The following is a 12,855-nucleotide window of genomic DNA, read 5'->3' as shown; positions in this document are numbered from 1 at the left end:
AACAGTCTGGCTTCTGCCAAAATTGCACGTCATCAAATTGTGGCCTAAGCAATGGCTGCAGTGACAGCTGGTAACGCTAGCTTTTTAATACAAGAACCCTAGCAACCACAAAGGCAGTGTGTTTTTAAATGCCGTGACCGTATCGTCAGATAACACATAGGCATCTTCGACGCCTTTGATCTGACGGCGTGTTTTATTTTTACCACCGATCTCTAGCGTTTTGCCCTCAACATAAAAATCGCCGGTTTTTTGATAAAATACTGCTAGGCCAGCATTCTGTAAGTGTGATAGCACAAAGCTTTCTCGTATATTGCCTAAAATATCTGCGCTTTCTTTAATAAGCTCCGCATAAACCATATTGGGGTTGCCCGGCAATAATTTTTCTGGGTTTTTTAATTGCCCTTTACCTGCTTGACTCGATCGTAAACAACGTAAAAGCCCTGCTTCCTCTAAGTAACGAACATATTCCGATATGCTTTTAAAATCCTTGCCCAGCGTACTGGCAACCTTATACACGCTCAGCTCACCGGGCACTGAGTTAACCACATATTTAAATAATTTTTCAAGCACCAGCAATGTACCCGTTTTTAACTGATGCGCTGTGCCAATATCTTCATAAATGCTTTTCTGATGAATATTGCGAATGGCTTGGTAAAAATCGACTCGCTGTGAAAAATCATTTGAAAAAGGATAATAGCCAAAACGCAAATAATCCTTAAACAGTCTTATGGGATTGATCAGGGATATTTCACCGAGAAGCTCTTGTGGTTTTTCTAAAATATTATTCAGCGTCACGGTATCAATTTTAGCAATATCATTAAACGCCAAATACTCTCGAAATGAAAAGCCATAAAAGGAATATAAAACCACTCGTCGTGATAAATCATACTTGCTGCGGGCAAGGTCAATGGCTGAGCTGCCTGTAAAAATAAGTTTAAATTCCAAATAAGTATCGTAGATATTTTTGAGCTCTTGATTCCAATTCGGGTATTTATGAATTTCATCGATACACAACGTTCGAATATCAGTTTCTTTATAAAGTGTGTCAACCAACTCAAGCAAACTGTGCTCAAGAAAAAAAACATTATCCGCCGAGACGTAGAGGCTTGCTTCATTATTCTGCACTAACTGAAGCAGGTAGGTGGTTTTACCCACACCCCGTGCACCCACCAAACCCACAAAACGGTTATTAAGGTTAATTTTGTTGTAAAGCGCCCGTGAATAATGCTTTCTGCCTTTAAAGCCTAAAAGGAGGGTGTTTTGTATCTCTAAAAGCGTTGTGATCATAAGAAATAAGCCATAATTGGATTATAATCCAATCATATAGCGAAAACTATTGGGTTACAATACAATAATTTGGTTAAAATACCTGGGGCACAACCCAAGTATTGGCAAGTGGCGCAAAAAGGCCCTTTTTTGGGGCCTAAAGCTTTGCTACTGTAAAAAATATGACGCCTATTCCACAGTAACAGATTTGGCCAGATTACGGGGCTTATCCACATCGGTGCCCTTGATCACTGCAACGTGATACGACAACAACTGTAATGGCAAGGTGTAAAGAATCGGGGCCAAGAGCGGGTGAACCGGCGGTAAGTTCATGACAGTGACCGCGGTTTCATTTTTCATGCCTGCATCACGATCGGCAAAGACAAACAATTGCCCACCGCGCGCGCGCACTTCTTGTAAGTTGGATTTTAATTTTTCCAGCAATTCATCATTGGGACCTAATGCTACAATTGGCATGTCTTCATCAACCAAGGCCAACGGGCCGTGTTTTAATTCCCCGGCGGGGTAGGCCTCAGCATGAATATAGGAAATTTCTTTAAGCTTTAGCGCACCTTCCATGGCAATGGGATATTGCACACCACGGCCTAAAAACAAGGTATGGTGTTTATTCGCAAACGCTTCAGCCATGCTCTCAATATCGCCATCTAAGCCAAGCACTTCTTGGCATAAGCCGGGCAAATGTTTTAGCGAAGAAACACAGGCAGCTTCATCAATACCAATGATTTTTTTGGCGCGGCCTAAGGCGAGCGTGAATAACAACAAAGAAACTAACTGTGTGGTGAAGGCTTTGGTTGAGGCTACGCCGACTTCAGTGCCTGCTCGCGTCATAAAGACCAAGTCTGATTCACGCACTAATGAGCTTTCAGGCACATTACAAATCGTGAGCGTCGATAAGACTTGCGGTTTTTTTTGAATGTCGCGAAGTGCCGCCAGGGTATCGGCCGTTTCGCCTGATTGAGAAATCGTGACAATTAGGGTGCTATCAGCAATCGCTGCTTTACGGTAGCGAAACTCGCTAGCGACTTCAACCTGGCAAGGCACGCCCACGACAGACTCTATCCAGTACTTTGCCACCAAGCCCGCATGATAACTCGTACCACACGCAATAATTTGCACGGCCTGCACTTTTTCAAAAATGGTTTGCGCTGTCGGGCCAAAGCTTTCAATCAATACATGATCATCGTTCACACGGCCTTGCAATGTATCCGCCATTACCGTGGGTTGCTCATAAATCTCTTTAAGCATGTAGTGGCGAAATTCACCGCGATCGGCGGCATCGTGTTGTAAGCTCGACGTATAGGTTTCTCGCTCAACTGATTGATGCTGTGCATCAAACACTTCAACCGACTCGCGCGTCAGCAACACAAAATCACCTTCTTCTAAAAAAATAAATTTCTGCGTCACTGGCAACAAAGCCAAGTTATCCGAGCTTAAAAAATTTTCACCGATACCCAGGCCAACGACTAACGGCGAACCCTTTCTCACACCGATAAGTTGATCTGGATGGTCTTTGTGCATAATCGCCAAGGCATACGCGCCCTCAAGCTCTGCAATCGCTGCGCGCACAGCAGCAACCCAATCCGCCTTTTTTTTATGGTGCAAGTGAATGAGGTGGGCGATGGTTTCGCTATCGGTTTCAGAATGAAACTCATAGCCTTCTTGCTTTAAACGCTCGCGCAAGCTTTCGAAATTTTCAATGATGCCATTGTGAACCAACACAATATCGCCCGACATATGGGGATGTGCATTTCGTTCACTGGGTTTACCGTGTGTTGCCCAGCGTGTGTGGGCAATACCTAAGCGACCATTGATCGGTGATTGGCTGAGCGCTTCTTCTAAAGACGCAACCTTACCTTCTGTGCGAACACGCTTAATCGTGTTATCCGAAAGCACGGCCACACCCGCAGAGTCATAGCCACGATACTCTAAGCGTTTCAAGCCTTCTAACAAAATTTGAGTGACATCACGTTCTGCAACCGCAGCAACAATTCCACACATATATTAACCCTTTAGTTTTTTCTTAGGCCTTTTCCAGCCTTTAATATTTGTTTGTTTGGCGCGTGTTAACGCAAGCTCATTGGCTGACACATCTTTTGTAATCACAGAACCCGCACCGACCGTTGCACCTTTACCCACTTTAACAGGCGCTACCAATGCGGTATTACTGCCAATAAACACATCATCACCTAACGTGGTCTGATGTTTATTCGCGCCATCGTAATTGCAAGTGATTGTACCTGCACCCACATTCACCGCTTTTCCAAGCTTAGCATCACCGATATAACTTAAATGGCTGACTTTTGAGCCCGCGCCAATGTCTGCGTTTTTGGTTTCAACAAAGTTACCGATCTTTGCACCCCTAGCCAATTTTGTGCCCGGGCGAATCCGTGCGAAGGGTCCCACTTCGCAATCATCAGCAATGTTGGCATCTTCAATCACACTATTGGCTTTGATCACGACGTTTTTGCCGACCACAGTGTTCTTTAAGTACACATTCGGACCAATATAACAATGGGCGCCCAATGTTACCTCGCCTTCAAAAATAGCATTGACATCAATTTTGACATCATTGGCAATCGTTAAACGACCCCTAACATCGATACGATCCGGACTTAATAAAGTGGCACCTTGTCGCATCAAGTCTTCAGCGATACGGGCTTGGTAGGCGCGCTCTAATTGCGCTTGCTGTATGCGATCGTTCACGCCTTGAACATCAATCAAAGACTCTGGCGAGACCGTAACCAAGCTCACACCATGTTGAACCGCCACCGAAAAAATATCAGTGAGGTAATATTCTTTTTGAGAATTGTTTCGCTTAAGTTTAGGCAGCCAGTCTTTTAAATATTTTGCCGGAACCAGGCAAATACCGGTGTTGATTTCATCAATCGTTTTTTGTAAATCGCTTGCGTCTTTTTCTTCAACGATTTGCACGGGGTTGTTATCACTATCACGCACAATGCGGCCAAAACCTGCGGGGTTTTTCACGTGTGCGGTTAACCAACCAATCGCATCTTTGGGCGTGCGCTCTCGCAAACGGGTAATCGTTTCTTTGGAAATCATGGGCACATCGCCCAAGAGCACCAAGACTTGGTCCGTTGCTTTTAGGTGGGGTAAGGCTTGAGCGACAGCATGGCCGGTACCCAGCGTTTGTTTCTGGTGCACCCAAGTGACTTTTTGAGCAGCCAGAGTCTCTTGGACTTGCTGACCACCATGACCATAGATGACAAAAATCTCAGACGCCTCACAGGCTTTGGCCGTATTGATCACATGGGTAAGCATGGGTAGGCCTGCGATGGTGTGCAAAACCTTGGGCACTTCAGATTTCATTCGCGTGCCGCGTCCTGCTGCTAAAATGACCACTGAAAGCCCCATGAAATCCCCTTGAATACCTTACCTATATCAGCCGCAGAGAGTAGCCGAAATTGGCCTTTCGGGCAAGAACCAAACGGCTCGTTATCCACCCTTCAGCCCGCATTGGTTTGTATAAAAATGCGGCTTTTTATTGATTATTTCTCCAAGTTAGCCATAATGTTGACAAGTGGATTGGGGAATCCCGATCGGCGTCTATGCCTCGGTGAAGACCGAGGCTTTTCGCTTTTTAAGGGAAGGTTTTTAATCCATAACCCTTTAGTTTTCCCTGCTGGCTACGATACATCTTCTTCTCTATCAAAGAATATGCTCTATTATTTTTTTGCGAATCAAGCACAGAACGACCAACAGGGCGAGCAATAAGATCAGCTAGCTGTAATCCACATGAGTTCGTCTTTTTATCTGCTAAAATTATCTCAAAAGGCAGCTTGCCCCATTGATTATTTCCATCACAAACACGCCGAAACTCTAGCTCTAAATCTTTGTCTTCTTTTTTACCGCGGCACTCAAAGATAATATGCGTTTTAAGCTTGTCTTGCCCCCTCTCTTTCAAAAAACTAAAGACTCTTTCTAGACCAAAACCTAAAGCCAAATGGTATGGGTTTGCTGGTTCTGAATATCGCTCACGCAAGCGATTTTTCTCAATCACTGTGCTTACGATAGTAAAGGGTGCTTCTTCAATTAGTCCATTCAGGTGAGTCATAAAATCATGCCGTTTCTCTGAATTAACAAGCATTGAAAATGCATTTTCAGCTTTTCGAATTTCATGTTCATGCAAAACAACCATATCATGGCTAAATTGCTTAAACTTGAATGATTGAATACTCGAAGTAATTTGATTTACGTACGTTTTTTTTCTCAAAAATACAAAACGCTAATACAAACAGAGGATACTCTGGATTAATGCGCTCCAAATTGTGGTCGCCACTTTCATCAACATAAACAATATAGTCACTAAATTCAGCATTCACCAGAAGCCCCGAAGACAATCAAAGTTAGAAAAGTTCGAGTATAGCCTATAAAAAATCACTGCGCCTCAAGCCAATTGTCGCAAAGAGAATTAACTTCGCGGGCAACGCCCCCAAACTTACCTCTTACCTTTTGAGGGCAGATAGTTTTCTTTTGAGACCACCTTCTTTTTGGTTTTATGTTCCAGCTCTAACTTAGCTTTTTTGGCAATACCACCCCCCTTTTTACTGGCCACCTTGTTTTCTTCCATTCCTGTGGCCTCCGTACTTTCTGCAATTTGCCGTGTTGAAAACTCCGCCAGGGCCGTAAAGATCAGCTCTGCTTCGCTCATATGATCGCGTAAGTTTTCCGCTTTCAAGCCTTTTAAATTCTTATGCGCCTTAACACTAATACCCGACCATTCTTGGTGAATAATGTTAGTCAGAATGGCGAACTCTTTAGCTTCGCTAACCTCATGCTCCTTCCAATAATCCGTCAATTTACTGCGCGTTTCTTGACCCATCATGCGCTGCTGAATCCATTTCTCACTGCGGCCATGTTTTTGCCAGGTTTCGCGCGCCCGATCAAGAGACCTTGCGGGATCAGCCATTTCTTGCATCCGCTCATAACCCACTTTTGCCAGCCATAGCTTGATTGGCTCGGCTTTAGGGCTGGGGACAGATTGGACTAGACGTAAAAGTGTTTCAGCATTAGCGACATCTGTTAATCTAGCTTTGCCATCTTCAGCCGTCATTTTCAACTGGTTACAATTTGTAACCGCTTCACTTTCCTCTTTTTTTAGCCTATTTTTCAATACCTTCCAATAATTTCTGGCGGCTTGATAATCCGGCTGTTGGGTCAGTGCTTGAATAATATCCACGACCGAGAAGAACCAAGTTTCAGCTTCCTCGTCATAGATGCGACGGATTTGGTAATCTTCAAAAATAGCTAGATTAGTTTTCATGCTGGCTCCACTTCATTAACATCTTCGACTGGATTCGTAGCTTGCTCGCTTGACTTGTCCGTGAGCAAATCATTAAACTTTGGTGGCAAATAGAATAACACAGCGTTTCTAAGGTTTTTTTGGAAATCGTTCTGATTAGATAATCGAACAACAAAGTTAGGAAGCTCGTCAGTCTTCAGGCCAAAAATAGCACCTATTCGTGAGGCAATGGTTTTCCTGTTGTATTTTTTTAGGAGAAATGTGTAGTCGCTATTATCGCGTATTTTTTCAAATGCTGCTGTTAATTCTTTCTTTATATCGTCAGTGTCGAGGTTAGTATTAATTAAATCAGCGAGCGAGTTACTGTCTTTTAGCTTTGATAAATCCAATCCATTTAACCGCCATTTGATTTCTTGCTGCACATGCAATTGAATCTGAGCATCAAGCTCTTTATTAAATTCATCAAAAACAAATGCCTTAACCTCTTCTGCTTTTTTTTCAGCATCATGCGCTTGCCTATCGGCAACAATTTTCAATATCTCTGGAGTTGCAAATAAGTTTTCAAACTCAGCAACCTCGAGTGTAAAAATATTATTTTCTTTTAAAGCTTCTACTTCTTCATCCGTTCGCCTATCCCTGTCAATCAGACCATACACTTTTTCATGATGAAATTCAGTATTATTTTTCAGCGCTTTAACATATGAAATAACATTTTCACAACTGCCACAGGGTTTTATCAAAAAATCCTCAAAGAGGTTTTGGTAAAACTGTGATTCATTGGAGCCAGAAATTCCTTCGATTAATAAAATTTTTCTTCGACTACCGTATAACTCCAGCAAAAGCTCTTCTGGAAGTTCTTGTGACTCCTCTAACTGCGTTAACTGCCAATTATTTTTACTATCGTAGCTTTCAAGCCATAACTTAGTAAAACCTGCCCTTGAAGCTGCAAAAGCGACATCGTGGGTCAGATAAACAAAAATACAATCAGCACGTTCTCGCTCAATCTTATTCCATAGGGTAGATTGAATCGCTTTGTGCAAGTGCATCTCAGGCTCATCGATAATAATAATGCCTTGCGGTTTAGCGATAAGACAGTGACCAATCAAATAAAAAATAACCCGTTCACCATCACTCATTTCTGAAGCTGAATATTCTTCGGCATCTGCATGCTTAGATTTTGCCTTAATAAATTGGTTTCCAATAATTAATTTTCGGTGAGGTAAAACTTCTTCCCAAATAGACTTAATCCTCTCAAGTTTTGTCGGCACAGGATTGACTTTGTTTTTTTCGCTTATGGATTGCAAACGATAATCTCGACAAGCAGCATTTTCTTCTGAAAATAACCAAGCTAATAACTGATCGTAATCTCTCTGCATATTCGTCGGGTTAAACGCATTCGCTTTATGGCTACGGCTAAAGTCTTCACTTGCTTTTTGGGTTGAGGAAACCTCAGATGAAAACCCTAATCTTTTTTGAGCTGAAATACGGTGTGCTGAGCTTGCGTGCTGAGCATATAGCCAAGTACCCAGCCGAGTTTTACCACTACCATTGGCGCCAACAATAACCAAGCCCTTGTCCGTGATAACGGATTGATTGTTTGGTAACTTTATTTCAATTGGGTTATGGCTCATATTCTAAATTCCCCATTCTGTGATTTAGGCTTTATCTATAATGATAAACCTTGATTGAAATCGCGTTGGCTATAACACATAGCTGGCGTGCTAACCGATAGTTAAAAAGCGCGTATTATTAAAGCAAAACCGCGCTGGCTTGTCCAAGTGATTGCGGCTTTGTTTGCGCAGAGAATTTTAGATCAAACATGATGCAAGATAGAAAAAATCACTGCGCCTCAAGCCAGGCCTCTTCTAGCTTGGCCAGTTGGTTTTCAAGGGCTTTGCGCTCTTTGGCTAATTTGGCCATGGCGTCAAAATCATCCTGCGCCAAAGCACTCATGGCCTGATCAATCTTGGCCAGGGCATCTGTGGCTTTTTCGATATCTTTTTCAATTCGCGCTATGGCTTTGCTGTCGACAACCGCTGCTTTAGCGTTGGGTTTAGGCGATGATTTGGGTTTAATCTCACGGCGTTGTTTAGACCAATTCGCATAGTCATCCAAATCACCTTCAAAGCGTGCGACCTGGCCACCATCAACTAAATAAAATTGATCCACCGTGGCTTCTAGCAAATGACGATCATGCGAGACTAAAATCAGCACGCCATCATAATCTTGTAAAGCGATCGTGAGCGCTTCGCGCATATCCATGTCTAAATGGTTGGTCGGCTCATCGAGTAACAAGAGGTTAGGGCGTTGCCAAATAATTAAGGCGAGTGCTAAGCGCGCTTTTTCGCCGCCTGAAAAGCTCTCAACCTTTTGCAGTGCTTTATCGCCACTGAAATGAAAGCCGCCTAAATAACCTCTAAGCTCCGAGGCTGTTTTGCCAGGCGCCAAGCGCTGTAAATGTTGATAAGCGCTTTCTTCTAATTTTAAATGCTCCACTTGGTGCTGCGCGAAATACCCAATGTTAAGCTTAGCACTTTGAATTCTTTCGCCGCGTTGTGCTTGCAATTGAGCAGCCATGAGTTTTACAAGTGTTGATTTACCAGCACCGTTTAACCCCAGCAAACCTAAGCGATCACCTTGATTCAAACCAAAGTTCGCTTTATTAAACACAGGGGCCTCATCATAAGCGAAGCTAAAGTTTTCCAATTTAAGCACCGGGTTACTTAAGGCCTCACTTTCAAAAAACTGTATGCGGTAGGGGGAGTCGGCTTGCGCTAAGGCAATGGTTGGCAGTTTTTCCAACATCTTCATGCGACTTTGAGCCTGTTTGGCTTTAGAGGCTTTCGCACGAAAACGATCGACAAAGGATTGTAAATGTTCGCGCTGTTTAGCCTGTTTTTTAGCTTGCTTTTCAGCAAGCTCAGCTTTCAAGACTTTTTCTTGCTCATACTGAGAGTAGCCGCCTTTATAGGGAATCAGTTTTTTCTGCTCGATGGCCAGCGTGTATTCCGTGACTTGATCCAAAAAATAACGATCATGTGAAATCACCATTAAACTGCCAGAATAGCTTTTCAACCAGTCTTGTAACCAAATGATCGCGTCCATATCCAAATGGTTGGTTGGCTCATCCAGCAACATTAACTCAGCCGGCTGAATCAAACAGCGCGCCAAATTCAAACGCACACGCCAACCACCGGAAAAAGCGCCAACAGTTTGCTGCAGCTCATCCTGTGCAAAACCCAGACCGTGCAAAATCTTAGCGGCCAGTGCTTCGATATCATACGCTTTGTGTTCAGCCAACTGCATGTGCACATCAGCGAGCTTTTCATAGTCTTCCGATTGCTCAAAGGCTTTCATGTCCAACCAAAGCTTACCAATAATAGGGTAGGATTCGATCACATAATCAATGGCGGGCAAGTCGAGCCTATCGATTTCTTGTGTGACGCTCGCGATATGCAGGCGATCGTTGTACACCACTTCACCACCATCAGGCGATAGTGTTTTCTGTATCAATGAAAAAAATGTGGTCTTACCCGCGCCATTTCGGCCAACCACGCCGTATTTCTGGCCAGCATAAAGCGTAAAATTAGCATCCGAAAAAAGCGTGTGATCTGAAAATTGAACGTCGATGTGTTTAAGGTCTAACATGATAAATATCCTCTGAGTTTAAATATGACAAAGCCCAGCGCACGCGGCACTGTAATTTGAGTGCTTGTCATTGACAAAGAGGGTAAAACACCATGAATCCTTTTAATCAAGTTAGGGCATTTTGCCTAGGGAAAGAAGAAAAATCAAGCTCAATACCTCTCAGAGATACGCCCTAGAAAAGGGCGAAGCAAGCATCTCTAAAAAAAAGGTTTTACTTTTTTGTGGTCAAATAAACTTGCATCAATGCACAACATTAACAAGCTTTCTTTACGGTTGGATAAGCCGCTAATAATGAGAGAATCTTCTTCCAAATGACGCGTAGCGCCATGTTTATCCATCACCAAAATGGGGTCTTTGTCTTGCTGATAAGCCTCATGCGGCAACTCTAATAAGCGCAAACGCCAAGGTTCCACCTTAAGGGTTTCAATTAACTCTTTTGCTCGCTCAAGCTTGTCGTGGTCTAGCATCACAATTTTCGGCAACTGCCTATGCTGCAAGCGTTTAGCAATTTGGACCAAAGGAATATCATTGTCTAAGCTTGAGAAGTGACGAATCATTGCAAAGACATCGTAATCACAGAGTTTTTTATACAAGCCATACTGGCCTTGCAAAAACTGTGACCGGAGTGTCTCTAAATTATGCTCACTCACATTGTGATTAAACTCACGCACTTTCACCAAAAATTTAATGAGACTGCGCTCGGCAAAAGGTCCAATCAGCGCTTTATCATCCACGGCTTTCGCTAAATGACTTAAAAACAAGCTTAGCTGGAATTCTGCAGCATGTTTTTTGCCATTTAAGTAGACATTACGTAGCATTAATCGCCTTGCCATCAAATATTGCTCAACGGCCCCAATGCCTTTTTGGCTCACGCCCAAACGCTGGCCTTCCTGGCTTTCAACAATCGTTAAACAATGTAGCAACCATCGCAAATCATAGTGGCCGTATTTCACGCCACAAAAGTGGCTGTCGCGCAAAAGATAATCCAAACGATCGGCATCCATCTGTGATGAGACGATATCTGCCAATAATTTATGATGAGACTCTTTGTGCATGATCAAGTTTTTAATGATGCTAAACCGTGATTCACTTAGAGGCAGCGATGGATTGCGCTCGTTAAATTTTTCCAGAAAATCGGGGAGCAGGTAATCATTTAAAAACAGCGGCGTCCAATCTTCATGCTTGATCCACTGGTGCTTAAAAATATACTCAAAAGCATGCGAAAAGGGACCATGGCCCACATCGTGCAAAAGACCCGCTATTGTGACCAACTGACGATCAGAATCACTCAGACCGAGTTTATTTGCGATTTGGTTAGCCACATACGAGCAGCCCAATCCATGATTAAAACGAGTATGTACCGCACCGGGAAAAATCCAGTCGGCCATCCCTAGCTGTTTGATATGTCGCAAGCGTTGAAAGCTCGGTGAATCGATAAAGGGTTTGATCCACTGATTTTCTTGATCCGTGAACTGCATAGACCCGTGCACAGGGTCCTTGATGACATGATACGCTGTACTCATAAGCTATAAGCCCTTGATTTATCGCTTCTATACTAAACCAGTTTTGATTATAAAACGAGTCGAGATGTTCAATTTAAGCTTTTTTTAAGCTAGTATGAGCAACCGTCATGGGGGTTATAAAGATGTTTGAAGGAAAGAAAATTGCTATCGTTTTGCCAGAACGCCTGGGCGACACCTTGTTCAACACGCCGTCGATTGAGTTTATCAAACACTATTATCCAAACTGTCATATCGATGCCATCTGCCTAAGCCCAGTCACCGCCGCCGTGATTGAAAATAACCCACACATTGGACAGTATTTTATTAAACCCCATAGAAAACAATGCGCCAAACTTAAAAATGATTACGACCACTTTCTTTTTTTAAGTGATTACGAGCATTATTTTCCGGAGTACATTCGCTGGCTCGCCCCAAACACACTTGTGCTTGAGAATATGAAGCATGATGCACACCTGGCCGAACAAAAACTGCGTTTTTTATCTGAACTCTGTGACAAACCGATGCCTGATTATTTACTGCATTATTTTCTCTATCCTAGTGACAGCGATGAGCACACCATCGCTGCAGAACTGAAGCACCTCGGTATTAATAAAAATGAATCGCCCGTTATTGGTTTACATTTAGGCTGCCGCCGCATTGCTAAGCGCTGGTTATGGTCGCCGAAAAAAGATCGCTTCACCCACAAAAAAGTCTGGGCCATGGAAAATTTTATTACGCTTGCCCACGAGCTCACCAAACAAATACCGAGTCTTCGCTTTATCGTCACCGGCACAAAAGCAGAAGGCGCCATGATCAAAGAATTCTGCAAGGCTGTGCCTAATGCCATTAACTTTGCGAATAAAACATCCGTGCTACAAGCCGCCGCTTTAATGAAACACTTGACCCTGTACTTGGCCTGCGATACCGGTACAACACATATCGCCTATGCCATGCAAACGCCAACGGTTGTACTTTTTGGCCCAACCAACTTAAACCGTTTCGGGCCGTTTCCTAAATCGGCCAATAACCATGTAGTCCAAGGTAAAACCATTTCGGATATCCAGATTGAAGCGGTAAAGTCCGCCGTGAAGAATGCCCTCGGGCACTAATTTTATGGAAAAACCGGACCACAACTCCGAAAAATCTAGGAAATTTCGG

General features: G+C 43.3%; 8 protein-coding genes and 1 pseudogene. 1 reads left to right on the top strand and 8 read right to left on the bottom strand.

From position 1 onward, the window contains the following. Positions 1-84: 84 nt before the first annotated feature. From COV52_05820 to COV52_05785, 8 genes and pseudogenes are all read right to left on the bottom strand, one after another. The gene (locus COV52_05820; GenBank protein ID PIR11022.1) at positions 85-1,287 is read right to left on the bottom strand and encodes an ATPase; all 1,203 of its coding nucleotides are present in this window, start codon (positions 1,285-1,287) and stop codon (positions 85-87) included. A gap of 168 nt (positions 1,288-1,455) precedes the next feature. Continuing rightward, on the bottom strand, positions 1,456-3,285 hold the full coding sequence (gene glmS, locus COV52_05815; protein PIR11021.1) for a glutamine--fructose-6-phosphate transaminase (isomerizing): 1,830 nt from the start codon (positions 3,283-3,285) through the stop codon (positions 1,456-1,458). A gap of 3 nt (positions 3,286-3,288) precedes the next feature. Then, on the bottom strand, positions 3,289-4,659 hold the full coding sequence (gene glmU / locus COV52_05810; protein PIR11020.1) for a UDP-N-acetylglucosamine diphosphorylase/glucosamine-1-phosphate N-acetyltransferase: 1,371 nt from the start codon (positions 4,657-4,659) through the stop codon (positions 3,289-3,291). Between the two features lie 226 nt (positions 4,660-4,885). Beyond that, a pseudogene (locus COV52_05805) lies at positions 4,886-5,627 on the bottom strand (3-deoxy-D-manno-octulosonic acid transferase). A gap of 116 nt (positions 5,628-5,743) precedes the next feature. After that, the gene (locus COV52_05800; protein PIR11019.1) at positions 5,744-6,568 is read right to left on the bottom strand and encodes a hypothetical protein; all 825 of its coding nucleotides are present in this window, start codon (positions 6,566-6,568) and stop codon (positions 5,744-5,746) included. Continuing rightward, positions 6,565-8,178, bottom strand: coding sequence for a hypothetical protein (locus COV52_05795; GenBank protein PIR11018.1), 1,614 nt, complete (start codon positions 8,176-8,178; stop codon positions 6,565-6,567). Before COV52_05795 ends, COV52_05800 begins: the two co-directional genes overlap by 4 nt. A gap of 208 nt (positions 8,179-8,386) precedes the next feature. Then, a complete protein-coding gene (locus tag COV52_05790) occupies positions 8,387-10,195 on the bottom strand; it encodes an ABC transporter ATP-binding protein (GenBank protein ID PIR11017.1) in 1,809 nt (602 codons plus the stop codon). A 197-nt stretch (positions 10,196-10,392) separates the two neighbouring features. Next, entirely contained in the window at positions 10,393-11,718 is a 1,326-nt protein-coding gene (locus COV52_05785) for a hypothetical protein (protein ID PIR11016.1), read from the bottom strand. Between the two features lie 107 nt (positions 11,719-11,825). On the opposite strand from COV52_05785, the gene COV52_05780 reads away from it, so the two are divergent. Then, complete coding sequence (locus COV52_05780; protein ID PIR11015.1) at positions 11,826-12,806, top strand: hypothetical protein; 981 nt, start codon at positions 11,826-11,828, stop codon at positions 12,804-12,806. The last annotated feature ends 49 nt before the right edge of the window (positions 12,807-12,855 follow it).

Source organism: Gammaproteobacteria bacterium CG11_big_fil_rev_8_21_14_0_20_46_22 (assembly GCA_002796245.1).
Classification (GTDB): Bacteria; Pseudomonadota; Gammaproteobacteria; order UBA12402; family UBA12402; genus 1-14-0-20-46-22.
The sequence above is the reverse complement of the archived record's forward strand: the minus strand, read 5'-3'. Positions and strand labels throughout refer to the sequence as shown.